The 21,515-nt window shown below is 63.3% G+C and carries 16 protein-coding genes; 13 read left to right on the top strand and 3 right to left on the bottom strand.

Annotated features, from left to right (window positions below):
- Positions 1 to 359: 359 nt before the first annotated feature.
- The 13 genes from BUB39_RS20445 (at position 360) to BUB39_RS20380 (ending at position 15,275) form a co-directional block, all read left to right on the top strand.
- On the top strand, positions 360 to 1,211 hold the full coding sequence (locus BUB39_RS20445) for a fumarylacetoacetate hydrolase family protein (protein ID WP_073057493.1): 852 nt from the start codon (positions 360 to 362) through the stop codon (positions 1,209 to 1,211).
- Between the two features lie 64 nt (positions 1,212 to 1,275).
- Positions 1,276 to 2,916, top strand: coding sequence for a bifunctional 3-(3-hydroxy-phenyl)propionate/3-hydroxycinnamic acid hydroxylase (locus tag BUB39_RS20440; protein ID WP_073057490.1), 1,641 nt, complete (start codon positions 1,276 to 1,278; stop codon positions 2,914 to 2,916).
- Between the two features lie 35 nt (positions 2,917 to 2,951).
- Positions 2,952 to 4,715 carry a thiamine pyrophosphate-binding protein gene (locus BUB39_RS20435; protein WP_073057487.1) on the top strand — a complete coding sequence of 588 codons (1,764 nt, stop codon included), beginning with the start codon at positions 2,952 to 2,954 and terminating at the stop codon, positions 4,713 to 4,715.
- Between the two features lie 2 nt (positions 4,716 to 4,717).
- Complete coding sequence (locus BUB39_RS20430; RefSeq protein ID WP_073057484.1) at positions 4,718 to 5,485, top strand: SDR family NAD(P)-dependent oxidoreductase; 768 nt, start codon at positions 4,718 to 4,720, stop codon at positions 5,483 to 5,485.
- 25 nt (positions 5,486 to 5,510) lie between these two features.
- Positions 5,511 to 5,912: a VOC family protein gene (locus BUB39_RS20425; protein ID WP_073057482.1), complete on the top strand. Its 402-nt coding sequence runs from the start codon at positions 5,511 to 5,513 to the stop codon at positions 5,910 to 5,912.
- A 5-nt stretch (positions 5,913 to 5,917) separates the two neighbouring features.
- Positions 5,918 to 6,691 (top strand): SDR family NAD(P)-dependent oxidoreductase, encoded by a 774-nt coding sequence (locus BUB39_RS20420; RefSeq protein ID WP_073057479.1) that lies wholly within the window; start codon positions 5,918 to 5,920, stop codon positions 6,689 to 6,691.
- Positions 6,692 to 6,782: 91 nt separating this feature from the next.
- Positions 6,783 to 8,096, top strand: a complete 1,314-nt coding sequence (locus tag BUB39_RS20415) for an ABC transporter substrate-binding protein (protein WP_175561916.1) — start codon at positions 6,783 to 6,785, stop codon at positions 8,094 to 8,096.
- 77 nt (positions 8,097 to 8,173) lie between these two features.
- Positions 8,174 to 8,905, top strand: a complete 732-nt coding sequence (locus tag BUB39_RS20410; protein ID WP_073057476.1) for an ABC transporter ATP-binding protein — start codon at positions 8,174 to 8,176, stop codon at positions 8,903 to 8,905.
- On the top strand, positions 8,889 to 9,611 hold the full coding sequence (locus BUB39_RS20405) for an ABC transporter ATP-binding protein (protein ID WP_073057473.1): 723 nt from the start codon (positions 8,889 to 8,891) through the stop codon (positions 9,609 to 9,611). Before BUB39_RS20410 ends, BUB39_RS20405 begins: the two co-directional genes overlap by 17 nt.
- Positions 9,598 to 10,458: a branched-chain amino acid ABC transporter permease gene (locus tag BUB39_RS20400; RefSeq protein WP_073057471.1), complete on the top strand. Its 861-nt coding sequence runs from the start codon at positions 9,598 to 9,600 to the stop codon at positions 10,456 to 10,458. The genes BUB39_RS20405 and BUB39_RS20400 overlap by 14 nt, the downstream gene beginning before the upstream one ends.
- A complete protein-coding gene (locus BUB39_RS20395; RefSeq protein WP_244540325.1) occupies positions 10,446 to 11,462 on the top strand; it encodes a branched-chain amino acid ABC transporter permease in 1,017 nt (338 codons plus the stop codon). The genes BUB39_RS20400 and BUB39_RS20395 overlap by 13 nt, the downstream gene beginning before the upstream one ends.
- A gap of 56 nt (positions 11,463 to 11,518) precedes the next feature.
- Entirely contained in the window at positions 11,519 to 12,994 is a 1,476-nt protein-coding gene (locus BUB39_RS20390) for an aldehyde dehydrogenase family protein (RefSeq protein WP_073057465.1), read from the top strand.
- A gap of 1,003 nt (positions 12,995 to 13,997) precedes the next feature.
- On the top strand, positions 13,998 to 15,275 hold the full coding sequence (locus BUB39_RS20380; RefSeq protein WP_244540324.1) for a porin: 1,278 nt from the start codon (positions 13,998 to 14,000) through the stop codon (positions 15,273 to 15,275).
- Between the two features lie 475 nt (positions 15,276 to 15,750).
- On the opposite strand, the gene BUB39_RS20375 is transcribed toward BUB39_RS20380, so the two are convergent.
- From BUB39_RS20375 to BUB39_RS20365, 3 genes are all read right to left on the bottom strand, one after another.
- Entirely contained in the window at positions 15,751 to 17,190 is a 1,440-nt protein-coding gene (locus BUB39_RS20375) for an efflux transporter outer membrane subunit (protein WP_073057455.1), read from the bottom strand.
- A 96-nt stretch (positions 17,191 to 17,286) separates the two neighbouring features.
- Positions 17,287 to 20,394 (bottom strand): efflux RND transporter permease subunit, encoded by a 3,108-nt coding sequence (locus tag BUB39_RS20370; RefSeq protein ID WP_073057452.1) that lies wholly within the window; start codon positions 20,392 to 20,394, stop codon positions 17,287 to 17,289.
- A complete protein-coding gene (locus BUB39_RS20365) occupies positions 20,391 to 21,476 on the bottom strand; it encodes an efflux RND transporter periplasmic adaptor subunit (RefSeq protein WP_073057449.1) in 1,086 nt (361 codons plus the stop codon). The genes BUB39_RS20370 and BUB39_RS20365 overlap by 4 nt, the downstream gene beginning before the upstream one ends.
- Positions 21,477 to 21,515: the final 39 nt, after the last annotated feature.

Raw genomic sequence — 21,515 nt, 5'->3', positions numbered from 1 at the left:
TTTTCCCAGTCGCCGTCCCGCACCACAAGGCACTGATCAGTCGCCAAAATCTCATAATCGGAAATTAAGTCGAACAACGATTGACGAATTACCGTTATGTGATAATCCTCACGTCAATAAGTTGCGGGAGGATCCAATGTGCTTGACGGCTTTTCGCCCCGATGCCTGGGGCCATCCGGTCGCTCCTCCATACAGCTTGCGTTGCCAGTGACAGCCAACACACGGTGACGCGCGTCAGCTGTGCCTCCGTCCTTCTCGGCCGAGCACCGGACAAGACCCACAAAGCCAGTCCCGCACGAAATCCGGAAAGATCTGGACGCCTTGTGCTTTGAACCGGCCTGCAGATTGGAGACGCGATAATGCAATTCGTCAGCTACACACGCCTCGGCCTGCCTGGATTTGGCGCCCGTGTCGACGGCGGCATTGTCGATCTGACAGGCCGGATTCGTCCCGGCATCACGTCGCTTCGGCAGGCAATTGCGGCCGATCTTCTCGGCGAGGCTGCCCCCCTTGTTGTCGGCCGCCCCGCAGAATTCACCGAGGCGGATGTCGCGCTCCTGCCGGTAGTTCCCGATCCTGGCAAGATTCTGTGCGTCGGCCTCAACTACGAAACGCACAGGGCCGAAACCAAGCGCCCGGATGCCAAGCATCCCACCATCTTCACGCGCTTCGCCGACACGCAAATCGCCCACCGTCAGCCGATCCTGAAGCCCCGCGTATCGGATCATCTCGACTATGAGGCCGAGCTCGCGGTGGTGATCGGCCGGGGTGGCCGCTACATCCCCGAGGACCGCGCGCTGGAGCATGTCGCGGGCTATGCCTGCTACAACGACGCCACGATCCGCGATTGGCAGCGTCATACCTTCCAGTTCACGCCGGGCAAAAATTTCCCGTCCACCGGCCCCTTCGGACCTCAGCTCGTGACACCCGATGAGGTCGGCGACTACCGCACTCTGAAGATCGTTGGTCGGCTGAACGGCCAGGTGATGCAGGAAGCCACGCTGGCCGACCTGATCTTCCCGATCGAAACGCTGATCTCCTACTGTTCGTCCTTCACGCCCCTGCGGCCCGGCGACGTGATCCTCACGGGTACACCGGGCGGCGTCGGCGACCGACGCGAGCCGCCGGTGTTCATGAAGTCCGGCGACGTCTTCGAGGTGGAAATTCCGGGCGTCGGACTGCTCGTCAACCCCATCGCCGTGGAGCCTTGAAACGGTCTGTCGCAGAAGGCCCGTCCCTGGACGGCGCGCAAATGGCACCCGGTGAGGAACAGTCATGAAGTCGAAGGATGACGCATCAAGCGCCGACATCGTGATCGTCGGCGCCGGGCCCACGGGGCTCACGCTCGCCAACCTTCTCGGCGGCATGGGCGTCTCGGTGGCCCTGATCGAGCGAAACCTGACGACCGTTCAAGAACCGCGCGCGGTATCGATCGACGATGAATCGATGCGCACGATGCAGGCGATCGGCCTCTCGCAGGCCGTCGAGGCGATCGTCGCTCGCGGCTATGGATCGCGATATCTGTCGCCGAAGCATGAGTTGTTTCTGACCGTTGAGCCGACGTCGCGCGAGTATGGCTTCGACAAGCGCAACGGCTTCCAGCAGCCGGAGCTCGAAGGCGTCCTGCGCGCTGGCCTCGATCGATATCCGCATGTGCGTCAATGGTTTGGCTGGGAAATGAACGCCTTCAGCCAAACCGACACCGGCGCAACCGTGGAGATCATCGATGCCGCCGGAGCGACCAGAGCGGTTTCTGGCCGCTATATGGTCGCCTGCGATGGTGGTCGCTCCCCGACGCGGAGCCAGCTTGGAATCAAGCTTGAGGGCTCGACCTTTGCCGAGCGCTGGCTGATCGTCGATCTCGTCCGCACCAACAATCGCTTTCGCCACACCGAGGTCTATTGCGATCCGGCACGCCCGTGCATCTCGTTGCCGGGGCCGGACAATATTCGGCGCTACGAGTTCATGCTGCATCAGGACGAGGACGAGAAGGCGGCCACCGACGAAGCCTTCGTTCGCGACCTGCTTTCACGTGTCGGCCCTGACCGGGACGCTGTGTTCAAGCGCGTGCGGGTCTACACATTCCATGCCCGGATGGCGACGCGCTGGCGTGACGGCAACATCTTCCTCGCCGGGGACGCCGCCCATCTGACCCCTCCCTTCGCCGGGCAGGGAATGAACAGCGGACTTCGGGACGCGCACAATCTGGGCTGGAAGCTGGCCGAGGCGCTGCGGGGGCCGGTCGATGATGCAGTCCTCGACAGCTATGAGACCGAGAGAAAGCCGCACGCCTGGGAGATGATCACGCTGGCGCTCAGGATGGGCCGGGTGATGATGCCGGAGAATGCCACCAAGGCGGCGTTGACGCGGGCAGCGTTTCGCGGCCTTGGACTCTACCCGCCGGCGCGGGATTACTTCGCGCAGATGCGATACAAGCCCAAGGCTCGCTTTCGCGCCGGCCTGATGTGGGCCGACGGACGCTCCGAACGACAGACGATGGTGGGGCGGCTCATACCGCAGCCGATCGTCGAGGATGTGCGCCGCCGCCGACACCTGCTGGACGCGGTCCTGCCGGACAGGCCGGTCGTCCTCCTCTTCGAGGACTATCCCGATCGTGCGATCTCGGCCGAGACAGTTGCCCGCCTCGAAGCCGCCGGAGCGGCTGTCATCGGGCTGACGCCCGAATGGATGAATCCCGTGGAAGCCCCGATTCCGATCTATCGCGACGCGACCGCGCTCTTCAGCGCCCCGGCGATGCGCCCCTATCTCGGCCACGCCCTTCTGGTCCGCCGCGACCGGTTCATTGCCGCCGCCACGCCGATTGATCAGATCGACGGGCTTCTGCCCAAGATCGCCAGCATCACGGCGCCCCGCAAGGGCGTCAGCAACAACCGGGAGCTTGTTGCCGCCTTGTGAAGAGGGAGCTCACTTGGATCGGCAGGGAGGAAACCATGCACGACATCAGCAACCGGGCGACAGCGTCCGAAGACAAGATCCGACTGACTGGCGGCCAGGCACTCGAACGCGTGCTGAAGGCAAGCGGCATTCAGAACGTCTACGGCGTCGTCGGCGGGGCCTTCGGGCCGTTTCTTGCCTCGATCAGCAAGGGCAATGCGATCAAATATGTCGGCGCGCGCCACGAGGCAGCTGGCGCCTTCATGGCGGCGGCGGAGTTCTATTCGACGGGCAGGATCGCCGTCTGTCTCGGCGAGCAGGGTCCCGGCGGCCTGAACCTGCTGTCCGGACTGGGCGTCGCGCACAACAACAATCTCGCTCTCCTAGCCATCACCACCAACGTGCCGCTGATCAGCGCCTATCCGCATGAAGGCAAGCTGATGGACGCCGACCACAAGCGGCTGTTCGAGGGGCTGACTTCCTGGAACGCGACGATCAACGATGTCTCCCGCCTGCCGGCTCTTGTCCGACGAGCCCTGCGCCATGCCTTGACCGGCTGCCCTGGCCCCGTGCACCTAGACATTCCAATGGACGTGCTGGTCGAGAGCGACGATTTCGGCCTCGACGAACTCGATGCCCCACTTTCACACTTCCTGCCTTCCGGCAGGCAGCCAGCCGAAACCGCGGCGGTGCAGCGTGCCGCCGAGATCCTGGCGCGGGCCGAGCGGCCGCTAATCATCGGCGGCACTGGCGTCTGCCATGCCGATGCGCAGGCCGAGTTGATGACCGTCATAAGCCGGCTCGGCGCAGCCGCCACCTCCACCATGACCGGCGTCGGCGCGGTACCGTCCAGCTATGAGGGTTTCATCGGCAGTTCGGGCGTCATCGGAGGACCGGTGATCCATCGCGCCATGCACGAGGCCGATGTCATCCTCGCCGTCGGCTGCAAATTCTCGTCCTATATGTGGGACGTCGACCGCCCGGCGGTCCGCGGCTGGCCCGAACAGCAACTGATCCAGATCGATATCGACCCGACACGGCTCGGCAATGCGGCGCCGCTCGCCGTGGGGCTGCTCGGCGATGCCCGAGCCGTGCTCGGCCAACTGTCAGGCGCGCTCGCGGCAATCAGCGCGCCGCTGCTGCCCAACCGCTGGACGACCGAACTCACCGCCGAATTCGCCAGCTACTCCCGGGCGCTTGAAGACCTGCCGGAAACGATCGACGGCTTAATTCATCCCGCCGCCCTCGCCCGCCGCATCGGAACGCTGCTTGGCGACAAGGGGCTCGTGGTCTTCGACGGCGGGCACACGACGTTCTGGAGCAACGCGCTGACGCCGGCCGAGCGCCCGCGGACGCGCTTCAACGATGCCTGCATGGCGCAGCTTGGCTTCGGCACACCTTTCGCGATCGGCCTCAAGCACCTTCATCCGAACGAGACGGTCGTGAACATCACGGGCGACGGCTCCTTCGGCTTCACCCTGGCTGAACTTGATACCGCGCGCCGCTACGGCCTCCCCGTCATCAACATCATTCACAACAACGCCGCCTGGGGCATCATCGCCTTCGGCCAGAAGCTCGGCGGCTTCGAGCTCGGCGGATCACTTGATGGCACCGACTATGCTGCCATCGCGCGTGGCTTCGGCTGTTACGGCGAGGTCGTGACCGATCTTGACGATTTCGATGCCGCCTTCGCCCGCGCCATCGCGTCGAATGTGCCGGCGGTGCTCGATGTCCGCGTCGGCTTTGTTCCTCATCCGCAAATGCCGGCCTTTGGCCGCATCGGCCTTGCGCAGCCGCGCCGAAACAACGGCGGACACTGACTATGCGCCTGGATGGAAAAAACGCGCTGATTGTCGGGGCTGGATCGGGGATCGGTGCGGCCACAGCCAGGCTTTTCATAGAGCTCGGCGCGCGATGCGTCTTGATGGGCCCGGTACTCGAACCGCTCCAGCAGGTTGGCGAGCGCACCAAGTCGCCGATCTCTTGTGGCGATGCATCGCGTGCCCCCGATATGGAGGCTGCGCTCGCCCTGCTGCACACGCATCACGGCAAGGCTGACATTTTGGTCAATGCCGCGGGCGGCGGCGGCAATGCAGCTCTTCTCGATCTGTCCGACGAAGACTGGGGCAAGGCGCTCACCACCAATCTCGAGACGGCCCGCATCGCCAGCCGATGCCTGATGCCGGATCTGATCGAGGGCAAGGGCGCGATCGTGCTCGTGGCGTCGCTGGCGGGCCTGCGCGCCGTGAGCGGCGCCACCGGCTATATCGCCGCCAAGCACGCCCTGCTCGGTTTGATGAAGGCAATGGCCGCCGACTACGGGCCGAAGGGCGTGCGCGTCAATGCCGTCTGTCCAGGACTCGTCCAGACCGAGATGGCGGATCAGGTCATGGACCATTTCGCGGGAGAACATGGGCTGACCCGTGCGGCGATGTATGACCGGGCGACGTCCGGCTATCCCCTTCGCCGTCCCGGACAGCCGGATGAGATCGCCCGGGTCATCGCGTTCCTGTCGAGCGAATGGGCGTCTTTCGTCACCGGCGAAGCGGTCGTCGTCGATGGCGGCGGCTCGATGGTCGACGTCTTTTAGCGGGACAAAGGGGAGGACGGCGGAAATGGTCGCCAGGAACGCAGTTCACACGGGCTATCACGTCAGCGACATCGATCGTTCGGTGGCGTTCTACGAGAAGCTCGGCTTTGCCGTACATGTGCGCATGCCGATGGGCGACGCTGAGCAGAAGAAGATTGGCGAAGTGGCGTTCATGGCGCTGCCGGGCGACGGGCCGCGTGTCGAGCTGCAGCAGCTCTTTGCCAATCCCGCACCGAATGCGGGCACGGCGCGGTCGCATATCGGACTCACCGTCGATGACATGGACGAGGCGCTCGCTCAACTCGCTCGCCATGGCATCTCACCGGAAGGCCCCCCTTTCCGTCCGGTCAAGGACGGCGCGACCATCTGCTTTATCCGCGATCCAGACGGACATCTCGTCGAATTGCTCGCCGGGTTGGAGCTCTAGGGCCGATGACAATCCCCCAGCTCCTGAGCGGCAAGGTGATCGTCGTCACCGGCGCGTCGAGCGGCATCGGCCGCGCCATCGCCATCGCCTCGGCGGAGGCCGGGGCTCGCGCCGTGATCGTTGCGGACATTCGCGAGACACCGCGCGAGGGCGGGCCGACGACGTGCGAGCGGATCACGACGCTCGGCGTCGAATGCAGCTTCATCGCATCCGATGTCAGCCAGAAGGCTGATGCGCAGGCGATCATCGCCGCCGCGGCGCCGTTCGGCGGCGTCGACGGCATGGTGTGCAATGCCGGCATCGCGCTTTCAGAGGATGTTCTGACCGTCAGCGAGGAAGACTATCGCCGCATCACCGCCGTCAATCTGGACGGAGCCTTCTTCACCGCACAGGCGGCGGCCCAGGACATGGTCCAGCGCGGTCGTGCCGGTTCCATCGTCGTCACGTCCAGCATGGGCGGACTGCGGGGCTCGGCGATTACCACCGTCTATTCGTCAACGAAGGGCGCCGTTCGGCTGATGGCTGCATCCATGGCGGACGCACTCGGCCCGCGCGGGATCCGGGTAAATGCGGTCTGCCCCGGGGTCATCGATACGCAGCTCACCCAGGCGGCCGCCCAGTCCGACCAGATCAAGGCCATGGCCGGGCGTTCGGCGCTGAAGCGGATAGGCAGGCCCGAGGAAGTCGCCGCAGCCGTCGTCTGGCTGCTGTCCGACGCCGCGTCCTATGTCACCGGCGCATCGCTCCCGGTCGATGGAGGCACCACGGCGATCCTCTGACGAGACGAATGCCGGGCGGGAGGAGCCCGGGAAACGACCAGGGCCTGCGAGACAGGCGATTTCGAAGTGTCACACGAGGAGGAGACCTCAATTGACAGACGATACGCAAAAGCGCGGCCTGAGCCGCCGGCAGTTGATCCAGAGTTCGGCGCTCGTCGGCGGCTCGGCGGCTCTCAACCTGTTCGCTCCCAATATCGTGAGAGCGGCCGAGACCACGATCAAGATCGGCTACATCACATCCCTGTCCGGTCCCCGAGCGACCTTCAGCGAGCCCGCGCAGTATACGGTTGATACGATGAAGGCCCTGCTGCGCGACGGGCTGGAGATCGGCGGCACGAAATACCCCGTTGAAATTCTGATGCGCGATCAGCAATCGAGCCCGACCCGCGCCGGTGAAGTCGGACGTGACCTTATCCTGCAGGATCAGGTCGATATTTTGCTGGCGGACGATGGCGACTCCCATTTCGCCGCCGGCGAGATCGCCGACCAGAAGGGCGTCCCCTTCGTCTCCACCATCAACCAGTGGGAGCCGTTCATCGAGGCGCGCAATTCGACGCCGGAGAAGGGCTATCCATGGTCGTTTATGTTCACATTCGGCGCGACCGACATCGCGAAGACCTATGTCGGTCTCTGGGAGACGCTGCCTACCAACAAGAAGGTTGGCGTGCTGTTTCTCGATATCCCGCCCGGTCACGCCTTCGGCGATCAACAGCGCGGCATCCCGTTCTTCCTCAAGCAGAAGGGCTTCGATGTCGTCGACGGCGGGTTTGTCCGCTTCGACAGCGATGACTTCTCCAGCCAGATCGCCATGTTCAAGGAAGCGAAGTGCGACATCATCGCCGGCTTCCTGCTGGATCCGCATTTCCAGACATTCTGGGGCCAGAGCCTCCAGGCGGGACTTTCGCCGAAGGCCGTGACCTTCGCCGGTCCGTTCCTGTTCCCCACCAGCCTGGCGGCTCTCGGCGACATGGGTGACGGCATGTCCGGCGAGGTATGGTGGACGCCCGACGTGCCGTTCAAGTCGAGCCTCACCGGTCAGACCGCGCGCGAGGTCGCGACGGCTTGGGAGACCGCGACCGGCGCGCAGTGGACCCAGCCTCTCGGCTACATGCATGCGCTCTACGAAGTGGGCTTGGCCGCTCTCAAACACGCCAAGGATCCGCGCGACAAGGAAGGCATCCGCGAGGGCATCCGCCAGATGGCTCTCGATACCGTCGTCGGCCCCGTCAATTTCCGCGACTCCAAGATCAAGAGCGTCGCGGTGACGGAAGTCGCGATGGGCCAGTGGAGCAAGACGCCCGAGGGTTCGAAATTCCCCTATGAACTCGGCATCGTCTACGCCGATCCGCAGATCGCGCCCAACCTCAAGCCGAACGCCAAGATGCGTCTGCTCGGCCAGAGCTGAGACCGGCGGCCATCGCCGAAGACCTCCGGCTCGCAGCCCTCTGCGGGCCGGAACGAGGATCCGACAAGGAAGGTCGCATGACGATTGTGCTGCAGGCCGAAGGGCTGGCGAAGAGCTATGGGCGGATCGTCGTCGTCGACGATCTGTCCTTCGAGGTGGCCCGGGGTGAGTGCCTCGGCGTGATCGGCCCGAACGGAGCCGGCAAGACGTCCCTGTTCAACGTGCTCGACGGCGGCGTTCGCGCCGATCGCGGCAAGATCATCCTGAACGGCGAGGACGTGACGCATCTGCCGCGGCACAAGCGGTCGCACAAGGGCATCGCGCGCGCCTATCAGGTTCCCCAGCCTTTCCCGGATCTGACGGTGTTCGAGAACGTCCTGGTGGCGGCTTCCTTTGCGGGGCGGCTTCACGGCCATGCGGCCGAGAGCGCGGCCTGGGAGGTGATCCATCGCGTCGGTCTCCAGGAGCGGATACGCGATCTGGCTGGCGGGCTGAGGCTCCTGGACCGGAAGCGGCTGGAAGTGGCCAAGGCCCTGGCGGCCCGGCCGCAGCTTCTTCTCCTCGACGAGGTCGCGGGGGGGCTCACCGAAGCGGAAGTCAACGTGCTGGTCGATCTCGTGAAATCGCTCAAGCCGGATTTCGGCATCATCTGGATCGAGCATGTCGCGCATGCGCTGGCAGCCACGGCCGATCGGCTGATGGCCTTGCACTTCGGCCGCAAGCTCATCGAAGGCACGCCGGACGCCGTTCTCGGCAGCCGGGAAGTGCGGGAGATCTATCTGGGGATCGTCGATGACGCCGCTGCTTGAAACGTCCGATCTGCAGACCTTCTACGGCGACTTCCAGGCGCTGTTCGGTCTCGACTTCTCGATCGCGGAAGGCGAGACGGTCGCGATGATCGGCGCCAATGGCGCCGGCAAGAGCACCTTCCTGCGTTCGATCGCCGGTCTCAATACCCAGAAGAAGGGCACGATCCGGTTCGCGGGCGAGGACATCACGCGCCTCCGGGCCGATCTCATATCCAGGCGAGGAATCGCTCTCGTGCCCGAGGGACGCGTGATGTTCCCGAGCCTCACGGTCGAGGAAAACCTGCTGATGGGCCTCGGCACGGACCGCGCTGGCGCCTGGACGCTCAAGAAGGTCTATGAGCTCTTCCCTGCCCTCACGAGCATTCGCCATAGCTCATCGGTCCGCATCTCCGGTGGTCAGCAGCAGATGGTGGCGATCGGCCGGGCGCTGCTCACCAATCCCCGCCTGCTGCTCTGCGACGAGATCTCGCTCGGGCTCGCGCCGAAGATCACCAACGACATCTACGCCTGCTTCTCGGAGATCAAGGCCAGCGGCACGGCCATCATGCTCGTCGAGCAGGACATCGTCCGCGCCTGCCAGGCCGCCGACCGTTTCTACTGCCTGCTGGAGGGACGGATCAGCCTGACCGGCCGACCCGCCGATTTCGGCATCGAGGTCATTTCCCGATCTTATTTCGGCACCGGAGATCACCATGGCCTGGCTTGAAACGATCGTAAACGGCCTGCTGGTCGGCAGTCTTTATGCCCTGTTCGGCCTCGGCGCCGCTCTGACATTTGGCGTCGCCAAGATCGTCAACGTCGCCCATGGCGAGTTCATCGTGCTGTCCGGTTTCATCGGTATCATGCTGGTCGGCATCATTCCCATCCATCCGCTGCTGCTGGTTCCGCTGGTCATCGTGATCGTCTTCGCGATCGGCTTCATCCTGCAGATGACGCTGCTTAACCGGGTGGTCGGCAAGGACCCGATCCCGCCCATGCTGCTCACCTTCGGCCTTTCCATCGTCCTCAAGAACGCGATGGTCGAGGTGTTCGGTGCCACGCCGCGCTCGATCAACATGGGCGGCCTCCGCTTCAAGGGCATGGAGGTGTTCGGCATGACGCTGGGCGTCCTGCCGGTGATCATCTTCGTCATCTCGGTCAGCCTGTTCGTGGCGCTTCATTTCTTCCTGAAATACACCCGGGTCGGGCGGACTCTCCGCGCCACGGGCGACGAGGCGCAGTTCGTCCAGTTGTTCGGCGTTAACTATCGACGCGCGTTCGGCGTCGCGACAGCGCTCGCCCTCTCGATGTCGGCGGCGGCCGGCATGATGCTCGCTATGCGCTCGACCATCACGCCCTTCACCGGAGGCGACCGTCTGTTGATCGCCTTTGAAGTCGTGATCATCGGCGGACTCGGCTCGATGTGGGGCGCGCTGATCGGCGGCCTGATCCTGGGCGTCACCCATCTGGTCGGGCTGAGGATCGATCCAAACAGCGGGCTTCTCTACCCCGACATCGTCTTCTTCATCATTCTCACGATCATGCCGAGGGGAATTTCCGGATGGCGGCAGTAACAACCATGCTCTCCCGCTCGCCCGGACGACACCACCTGCTGCTGATGCCTGCTGTACTTCTGGTGCTGGCGCTTTGTGCGGTCGCGGCTCCGTTCGTCGTCGGTGAAGGACTGTTGCGGCTCTCGAGCGAGATCCTGCTGATCTTCGCGATGGCGCAGATGTGGAATCTCTTGTCCGGCTATGCCGGGCTGCTATCGATCGGCCACCAGGTTTTCGTCGGCGCGGGCGCCTATGGCATGTTCGCGCTCTCGATCCACGCGGGCGTCAATCCCTATGTGGCTATCGCGTTCGCGCCATTCGTTTCTGGTCTCCTCGCCGCTCTCGTCGCGCCGATCCTTTTCCGCCTGCGCGACGCCTATTTCACGATCGGCATGTGGGTCTTTTCCGAGATCGTCACCATCCTGGTCGGCAAGTCGAACTGGCTGGGGGGACAGAACGGACTGACGCTTTCGGCGCTCAGGGACATGGATCCTGACTGGATCTCTCCCATCAGCTTCTGGTGGGCGGCCTTCGCGGCTATCGGAAGCCTGGTCCTGCTTGCCGGGCTGATGCGGTCACGGCTTGGCCTCGCCCTTCTCGCCGTCCGAGACAATGATGTCGCCGCCTCGAGCCTCGGCATCGACGTCTGGCGCAGCCGCTTCATCGCCTTCGTCATCTCGGCGGCCGGAACCGGACTTTGCGGGGCGATCTATTTTCTCGGACCGGCCCATATCCTGCCCGCGGCCGGCTTCGACCCGAACTGGGTGGTGATCATGCTCTTCATCTGTGTCGTGGGCGGCCTCGGTACGATCGAGGGACCGATCGTCGGAACGATTGTCTATTTCGGCTTGCGGCAGGCATTCGCCACCAGCGGTAACTGGTACCTCATCCTGATGGGCTCGGTCGCAGTGGTCGTCATGCTGGTCGCCAGGAAGGGACTCTGGGGAACCCTTCACGCCCGCTATGGGATCTCGTTGATCCCCATTCGGCGAGAGCCTCCATCCGACAAGACGTTCGGCATCTGATCCGGCGCAGCCGAGCTGCGGCTCGGCAGGCCAAGACGAAACAGGGAGAAACGACGATGCAGCAACATTTACCCGCCGCCGATTTCGGCGTAGCGACCTATGGCGACTTCTCCGGCCAGTATATCGACGGAAAATGGAGTGTCGGCCGCGACGGCCAAGCCGTCACTGACCGCAACCCGTTCGACGATGCCGTGCTGGCCGAGATATCGATGGCCAGCCTTGCCGATCTCGATGCGGCATTCGCCGCCGCGAAGTCGGCGCAGCGCGATTGGGCCCGGACGACACCGTCCGAGCGCGCCAACCTCTTCCTCCGGGCGATGGCGATCCTCGACGCCCGCAAGGATGAAGTCATCGACTGGATCGTCCAGGAATCCGGCAGCACCCGCATCAAGGCGAACATCGAATGGGGCGCCGTCCGCGCCGGCATGTTCGAGGCGGCGACGATGCCGGCCTTGGCACAGGGACACATCATCGCCGTCGACAAACCCGGCAAGGAAGCCCGCGTCTACAAGACGCCGGTCGGCGTGGTCGGCGTGATCAGCCCGTGGAACTTCCCGTTCCACCTGTCCAATCGTTCGGTTGCCCCGGCGATCGCGCTTGGCAACGCCGTCGTGCTGAAACCGTCCAGCGACACCCCGATCACCGGCGGCCTTCTGCTCGCCAAGATCTATGAGGAAGCGGGCCTGCCGCCCGGCGTGCTGAATGTCGTCATCGGCGCCTCGTCGACGATCGGCGATGCCTTTTCGCGCCATCCTGTGCCGCGCGTCCTGACCTTCACAGGCTCTACACCCGTCGGACGTCACATCGCCCGCGTCGCCGGCGAATCCCCGCTTTTGAAGCGCCTCGGCCTGGAGCTCGGCGGTAACGCGCCCATGGTCGTGCTCGATGACGCCGATCTCGGTAAGGCGGTGCATGCGGCTCTGATCGGACGCTTCATCCATCAGGGTCAGATCTGCATGAGCACCAACCGCATCATCATCGACAACAAGCTCTATGACCGCTTCGTCGACGCCTACACCGAAGCAGCGAAAACCTTGAAATATGGCGACCCCAACGAGCCCGACACGATCGTCGGACCGCTTTGCAACGACAATCAGGTCCGCAATGTGCTGAACAGCATCGCTGAGGCCCGGACAGCGGGCTTCCGCGAATGTCTGGCCGGCGATGTCCAGCACCGCGTCGTGCCGCCACATGTCTTCTCGGAGGTCACCAACGCGTCACAATTCGCCCAGCAGGAGATCTTCGGACCGGTCGCACCGCTGATCCGTGCAGAGGACGAGGCCCAAGCCCTCGCCTTCGCCAACGATACGGAGTTCGGGCTGTCGAGCGCGGTCTTCACGGAGAACGAGGCCCGCGGCCTCGCCTTCGCGCGCCAGATCGAGGCCGGCATGACACATATCAACGACATAACCATCCACGATTATCCGCATGTCATGTTCGGAGGCGAAAAGAATTCAGGTCTCGGCCGCTTCAACGGGAAATGGGCGATCGACGAATTCACCACCGATCATCTGATCACCGTTCAGAATTAGCGCGCCGACGAATTCGTCAAAGAGCGCGCCTCGTCGCGGCGACAACAGCGGTTTGCATTCGCCGCGATTTCCTTGAGCGGACATCAAGCGCCTCTTGGCCCCGTCTACTGGATGCATCGGGATTCCGAAGAATACCGTGCATCTGAAGCTTGTCGTGCTGCAGGGGCGCCTTGATCTCATGCCGCGCCAAATCGCTTGCGGCGTTCAAGGTCTGCCGCAGTCCCCCTCTTCGTTGCGCCTCCCCGCTTGGTTCAATCTGGGCGACGTCCCGGCGGCATTGCCGTCACCGTCGGGCGCGCGTGATCCTGCCCTCACCACTACAGCCCCGGTTGCCGCTCGCTGGCCGCCGCGTAAGAGCAGGCCCGACGCCGCCGCTTCTCATGGGCCAAGACAACCGAATCCCTAGCCGGCTTCGGAACGAAGGTGCCCAGCCGCGACCCCGACCTCGCGCGGTCGCCATCTGACGGGAAGCAGGTAGCAAACTGCCGCCTGTAATCGGCCAAATCAGGAGCGCAAAGCAGACCCTATCGTGATCCGGCGCCTGATGGCCGATGGCGCTGGTCGTCGCCTGCTTCGGCGGAACGATACCACCCTCGGCAGCCCTCCTCGCCCGTCAGTTGAAGCGGTTCCCCAGCGCCTTTTCGTTCAATCAGAACGGGATTGAGGCCGGCGACGACGAGTCGGCAATCCCAGCAATGCAGCGCCACATACAAACTTGTTCGGGCACATTGCGTGATCATTTAATGCAGAACGTATAAATATAATATATCCAGTTTCTATACATGAGACTGCATTGCCTATTGTATTATCGTATAAAATAGATCGTGTCTATTGGGCAACTAACCGTCACGATTCCACCCCACTTCTCTCAATTCCACGCCAAAACTACTGTTAGGCGAAAAAATCGATGGTAGCTTTATCGCACGTCGCCAGCCCCGGCCGGGCGATTGGCGACACGGATAATCTGTGCGACCCGGCCACAGCCCTTTTTGAACGGGAAACGATGATGCACTGGAAGACCAAGCTACTCTGTTCTGCTGCCACACTGATGATCGCAGGGAGCGCTCAGGCAGCGGACCTTACTGTCGCCGAGCCGGTCGACTATGTTAAAGTGTGTGATGCGTTCGGTGCAGGCTTCTTCTATTCGCCCGGCACTGACACCTGCATCAAGGTCGGCGGCTACGTGAAGTTCGGCACGTCTTTTGGCGACACTGACTTTGGAACCTACAACTCAACCTATCCGAAGAGCCAGTGGTCGAACTTCTACACCGAGGCATCGGTTCAGTTGACCGCTTCTTCGGTCACTGAATACGGCAATCTCACCGGCTTCCTGGACTACCGCGCTCAGTCGGGCAATAGCGGCTCGTTCACGGAATCGGCGTCGCAGATCGTCAATTCCTCGACAAACTCGGCCTATGTGGACAGCGCCTGGCTGTCGATCGGTCCGGTCAAGGCCGGCCGATTCACCTCGCTTTATGATTTCGGGCGTGGCTACACGGATACCGGCTCATTCGGTTCGGACCAGACCACTGACCACATCCAGGTCACGTATGCCGTGAACGGCTTCGGACTGGCGCTCTCGGTCGAAGATCAACGTGACCGTGGTTCCGCCGGCGCGACGGACGGCGTCGAGGAATCCGACGGGACGTACTATTCCGGCGGACAGGACAACATTCCGGACATCGTCGCTGCGCTGACATATGCTTCCGGCATCTTCTCGACCAAGATCGCCGCAGCCTATGTGAACAATGCCGAAGATCGTACTGGCGCGGGAAGTGAGCTCAATCCCTACATCTACACGGCGAAGACCGGTTTTGCGGTCGGCGGCAGTGTCGAATTTGCTCTCGACGCCTTCTCGCCCGGCGACAAGTTCTTCATCACGGGTAACTATGGCGACAACGCCAATTCTTATACCGGCATCTCCGGCGGCACGTCGGTCGCCAACCTGACCTCTTCACTCGATGAGAGCTTCATCGCGTCGGCTGCCCCGGGCTCGAGCTGGTCTGCTCTCGCCTCCTACAAGCATGTCTGGACGCCAGCGGTCTGGTCGGCTGTCACCGGCGGATATGCATCATATGATGGCGATGGCTATTTCGATAACTACACGGTCGATGCCTATCGCGGCGTGTTCTCGACGGGCTGGACCCCAGTTACGGGCCTCGATCTGATGCTCGACGCCCAGTACTCTCATGTCGACGTCTCCGACGGACGCACCGCCGTCAAGAACGAAGACGATGGTGACGCGTGGGCGGTCAATCTCTGGATGAAGCGCTCCTGGTAACCAACAATAAAATATCCTGACCTCCTCCCCCGACACCCCAGGGGGCACTTCGCGGTCCGCCTATGGCGGACCGCTTTTTTATGGGATCAGTTGTGAGACGGTCGGCGCGAGCTCAGTGCTCGCGGGAATATCGTAACAAAGGCGGAAAACCTCGCCTCAAGATCTCCCGGTGGGCGCGACGATTATTATGAAAGGTCGGGGGTTTCTTTGGCGTGCAGCAGGGTCTCGACGCGCGACCAAAGATGATGGATTCAGGAACCATCGGTTCCTCTTTTCGCCGTCAACAAAACGTCGCACAAAATCTGCGAAAGCTCGGTAGCCGCTCTACTCGACGGGCGGAGGCGGGCATGTCGGCTTCAATCGGATGGCGGCCATCCGACCGACCGGAGCGAAGCGAAAAGCTCTGGCAAAGAGCGACGCCGAGGGGCGGCGCTGTCCATGCCGCCGCCGCCGTCGTTCATCGGACTCAATTGCGCTATTCCTGAATCTTCGCGAGATGCGGTCCGGTATGAGTGTCGACGATCTCAGGCTTCGAGCTGTCCACCTGGCCGTCCCAGCCGCCGCCCAGCGCCTTGTTCAGCGCGACATAGTCCGTCGTGATCGCGACGCGGCCCTGAATCTGGGCGTCCTCGGCGGAATAGGCCGATCGCGCGGCCGTCAGCACGTCCAGGAAGCTGGAGGCACCGGATTGGTAGAGTGCATTCGAGAGCCGTGACGCCTCGATATAAGCCTTCGCCGAGACGCTTCGCCTGCGATAGGCGATACGCTGATTATTCAGCGAGACGATGGCGTTTTCGACATCCTCAAGCGCCGTCAGTACGGCAGACTTGTAAGCGATGAAATATTGATCGCGCTGAGCCTGAGCCACTTCCACCGCGGCGCGAAGCTGGCCGCCCTGGAAGATCGGTACGGTGAGCGAGGGGCCGAAGGACCAGCTGATCGCTGAGCCTTTCGCGAGATCGCCGATCTTGACGCCTTCCGTATCGATGTTGCCCGACAGACTGACGCTCGGATACAGCGCCGCCTGCGCCTGTCCGACCTTCGCCGTGTATTGCGCATATTGCCGCTCGGCCGCGCGCACATCCGGTCGCGACAGCAGGACGTCCGCGGGCACGCCGGTCGGGATCGGCAGCCGCGGCACGGGGATGGGGCCGCCTTTTGCCATCTGGTCAGTTAACGCGCTCGGTTCCCGCCCGGTCAGGACGGCCAGACGATGCACGTCCTCGGTATAGGCGCTTTCCAGCGTCGGAATATCCGCAGCCGTGCTGGCCGCCTGGCCCTCCGCATTGGCGACGTCGACGGCCGAGGCGGTGCCGGCGTCGAATTTGGTACGGGTCAACTTCGCAGTATTGGCCTGCGACGACGCGGTCTGCTTGGCAAGAGCAATGCGCGCCTGATAGCCCCTGGCCTCTGTATAATAGGTGGCGACGTCGCCAACGAGCGTTAGCAGCGTCGACCGCAATTCCCACTCAGCTGCATCGATGCCGAACCGCGCCGCTTCCGCCGAACGTTTGTTCGCGCCGAACAGATCCAACTCCCAGCTGGAGTCGAACCCGGCCTTGAAGTCGTTGGCTACCACTTCGTCGGCCCGGCCGCGGTTCGCCGATGCGGTGCCTTCCACGGAAGGAAACAAGCTCCCGAACGCCTGCTTATGGGTGGCGCGGGCTTCCCGGATCTTTGCCTTAGCAGTTGCCACATCGAGATTGCCGGCGACGGCCTCGGCCATCAGCTTGTTAAGCAAGGGATCGTTCAAGCGCTCCCACCAGCGCGACAGTTCAGGCGCCCGAACCTCAGCCTTGCGCGGATTGCTACCCCATTTCGACGGGAGGTTAAGCTGGGGAGCCTTGTAGTCGGGTCCGACCACGAGGCAGCCTCCGAGAAGGCTCACCGATGTGGCGATCCCGACCACCCTCATGGCCTGTCTCAGGTGTCGAATGCGCCTCTCAGGCATGCGGCAGTCCGGCTGTCCAGCAGTCATTTCTTCATATCCACCCGAAAAAGGGATTGCCCACTAGTGACCGGCCGCCGGGGCCGCCGGGGCCGCCGGCTCCGAATGCGCGGACGGGCTGCGACGGAACAGCCGTCCCAGCCAGTGCTCGAGGTCATCGATAAAAGTGAAGATGACCGGGATCACCAGCAGGCTGAGGAAGGTCGACACCAGCAGGCCACCGATGACGACGATGGCCATCGGGCGACGGAAGCTTGAATCCCCGCCGGTCAGGCTCAGCGCCACCGGCAACATGCCGAAGCCCATCGCGATCGTCGTCATGATGATCGGGCGCGAGCGCTTATGGCAGGCGTCGATCAGCGCATCGAACCGCGTCATGCCCTCGCGCCGCGCCATGATCGCGTATTCGACCAGCAGGATGGAGTTCTTGGTCACGACGCCCATCAGCATCAGCAACCCGATGACCGCCGACATGGAGAAGCTGGTGTCGGTGACGACCAGCGGAACAAGAGCTCCGCCGAGCGACAACGGCAGCGCCATCAGGATGGTGAAGGGCTGCAGGAAGTCGTGGAACAGCAGCACGAGAACCGCGTAGATGCAGAACACGCCGATGCCCATGGCGAGCCCGAAGCTCGAAAACAGCTCTGAACTGCGCTGCAACTCGCCCTGCTGAACCAAGTGCACGCCTTTAGGCAGATTCTTCAGGGCGTCCAGAGCCTGCGCTTCCTTGTAGACGTCGTTGAGGATGCGGCCGTTCAGCTCGACAGTGAGGGTGACGTTCCGCGAGCGATCGATACGATCGATCTCGGAGGGGCTGCCGCCGATGCGGATGTCGGCGATCGAGCCGAGGTCGACATTGCCATTGGTCCCTTTCACCTGAAGATTGGCGATCCGGTCGAGATCAGATCGCGTGGCGGGGTCGAACCGAACACGGATCGGAAGCTGGCGCTGCGAAAGATTTAGCTTCGACATGGATGCGGAGTAGTCGCCGCCGGTCGCGACGCGCACCGCCTCAGCAATCGCGTCGGACGTGACGCCGACCGCAGCGGCACGGGCGAAATTCGGCGTGATCTGAATCTCGGGCGCTTCCATCGATGCGCTCGATGTCACGGCGCCAAGGCCGTGCAGCGTACGAAGCTGCTCCTCAAGCTTGGTGGCCGCCTGATCGAGGGTGGCGGAATCGTCGCTGGCGAGCGTGATCTGCAGCTGGGTGCCGTTACCGCCACTGCCCACTTCGATGCGGACGCCCGGCACCACCGCCAGCGCCTTGCGCATCTCGCCCTCGATTTCGGACTGCTTCTCGCTGCGATCGCCGATCGGCGTGAGGTCGACGACGAGCGTCGCGGTCTTTGTGTCGGAAGTGGTGCTTGAGGTCAGACCGCTACCGCTCGACGCGGTGCCGACAGCGTTGAACACATGCGTGACGTGAGGGACCGTCAGCAAGATTTCCGAGACACGCTTCGCGATCGCATCGGTCTGCTCGATCGTGCTGCCCGGCTGGAGCGTCAGGGTCACCTTCGTCTGAGAATTGTCCGACGCCGGGAGGAAGCCGGATTTGAGCAGCGGTATGGTCGAGAGCGACAGGCCGACAAAGACAAGGACCGCCAGCATGGTCAGTCCGCGATGGTGAAGACAGCCGCGGACGACCGAGAGGTAGAACCGCATGAGGCGGCCGTCCTCTTTTTCCTTTTCCACTGGCTTGGCCTTCATCAGATAGGCGGCCATCATCGGCGTGAGCAGCCGCGCCACCAGGAGCGAGGCGAGTACGGCCATGGCCGCAGTGACGCCGAACTGGCGGAAAATCAGACCCGGAATGCCGCTCATGAAAGCGGTTGGCAGGAAGACGGCGACGAGGGTGAACGTTGTCGCGATCACGGCGAGACCGATCTCGTCGGCGGCTTCCAGCGCAGCCTCGAACGGCGATTTCCCCATATGGAGATGGCGGGAGATGTTCTCGATCTCGACGATCGCATCGTCAACGAGAATGCCGACGACGAGCGACAGAGCCAGCAGTGTCACTGTGTTGAGGCTGAACCCGAAGAAGTACATCCCGAGAAAGGTCGGTATGACGGAGAGCGGCAGGGCGACGGCCGCGAGCATCGTCGCTCGCCAATCGCGCAGGAACAGGAACACCACGATCACCGCCAGCACCGCGCCCTCGTAGAGCATGTGCATGGAGCCGTCGTAGTTTTCGATGATCGGGGTGACGGTGCTGTAGGCTTCAGTGATCTGGACATCGGGATTGTCGGCCGCGAACTGCTTCATCGCAGCCTGGAGAGCGGAATAGACGCCCGTATCGGAAAACCCGTTGCTCCGCTTGACCTGCACGGCAATGACCGGCTTGCCGTCGAGATAGGCTAGCGAGGAACGGTCGGCAAAGCTGTCGCTGACATCGGCAACCTGATCGAGACGAACCGACTTGCCGTTGGAAAGCGGAATGCTGAGGGCCGACAGCGCCTCGACCGAATCCATGGCGCCGCGCGTGCGGATCGTCTGCTGGCTGCCGCCGATTTCACCCTTGCCGCCGGAGCGATCGGCCTGGACCGCCACCAGTTGTGACGACACCGAAGCAGCGGTGATCCCGACCGAGGTGAGGAGATCGGGATTGAGGTCGACATGAACTTCGCGGTCGACGCCGCCGAGCCGGCTGACATCGCCGACGCCGGGAACGGCGAGCAAGGCCTTGGTCATCTCATTGTCGGCGAACCAGGAGAGCTCGGTCTCGCCGAGGCGGCTGGACTGGACCGCGAATGTCACGAGCGGCGAACTCTGCGTCGTTACCTTGGTGACGCTGGGCGACGCCATTTCCGATGGCAGGTCGGCCTTGACGCTGTCGACGGCGTTGCGGACCTCGTTGAGCGCGGTTTCGCTGTTCTTCTCCAGCTTGAAGGAGACGCTAATCGACACCGATCCGTCGGTGATGGTCGTTGTGATGTGATCGAGCAGGCTGAGCGACGCGAGGCTGTCCTCGATCTTGCGCGCCACTTCGGTCTCGAGCTGTGACGGCGCCGCGCCTTCCAGCGAAGCGGAGATCGTAATCGTCGGCAGATCCATGTCCGGGAAGTTCTGGACGGCGAGCTTCTCGAATGCCAGCAGACCGCAGAAGGTCAGCAGGAAGAACAGCAGGATGGAGGGGACGGGGCTGCGGATGGACCAGGCGGAGAAATTCATTTCGACGCTCCGCTGACCGTGACCAGTGCATTGTCGGCAAGGAACGCCCCGCCGGACTTCACCACGTCATCGCTGCTGACAATTCCGGAAAGGATCTCGACGGCGCCGTCCCGGCGGCGTCCGGTATCGACGCGGACGCGCTTGACACGATGGTCCGCATCGACGGTGAAGACGTAGTTCAAGCCGTCGCGGAACACGAGCGCCGTATCCGGCACGGTCAGCGCGCTTGTCGATGCAAGCTCTATTTCCCCGGACACATAGATGCCCTCGGGCGGGCGGTCGTCCGGAGGAAGGGCGATATAGACGATCGCGCGGCCGGTGTTGCTGTCGACGGTCGGACCGATCAGGCGTACCGTGCCCTTGATGATCTTGCCGGCCGGGCCGGCGATCTCGGCCGTCATCCCGACGCTGATGCGGGAAAGATAGCGCGCGGACACCTCGGCCTGCCATTCGACGCGCTGCTGCCGGATCATGCGGAACAGCTCGGCGCCGGACGACACGACATTGCCCAGCTGCGCTGAGCGCGACGAGATGAGCCCGTCGTCCGGGGCCAAGATCGTGGTCTGGCTGAGCTGGATCTTGATGCTGTCGAGAGCTGCATTGGCCGAATCGAGATCCGCCTGGGCCGTCTGCTCGGAAACGAGTTTGGTGGTGATATCCTCCTGCGACAGCGCGCCAGTGTTCTGCAGTTTGCGCGTTCTGTCGGCATCGGCCTTGGCCTTTGCGAGGTTAGCCTTCGCGGTCTCCACTGCGGCCTGCTGCTTGCGCAGGTCGGCTTCGACGGTGTCCTGCAGGAGCTTCGCGACCGGCTCCCCCTTCGTGACGACGCTGCCGACGTCGACGAGGATGTCGGTGATCCTAAGCCCGCCAATCTCGGCCGCGATGATCGCCTCTTGCCAGGGTTTCAGCCAACCGCTCGCCGGCACGGTCTCCGGCCATTGCTGCTGCGTCGGCTTGACGACTTCCACCGTGAGGGCTGCAGCCTCCTGCTGTTGCGCCTCCTCCGCGGACATGGCGGGCGCCATTGTCATAAGGGCTAGGCCGAAGGCGGCCGGAAAAATGGCGAGGGGGAAGCGCCTCATGCATCTGCTTTCAAGACTGGACTGCTGCATCGGGAATGG

The sequence above is a fragment of the Kaistia soli DSM 19436 genome, assembly GCF_900129325.1.
Lineage (GTDB): Bacteria > Pseudomonadota > Alphaproteobacteria > Rhizobiales > Kaistiaceae > Kaistia > Kaistia soli.
Note: the sequence above shows the minus strand (reverse complement) of the source record. Positions and strands in the feature narration are given on the sequence as shown.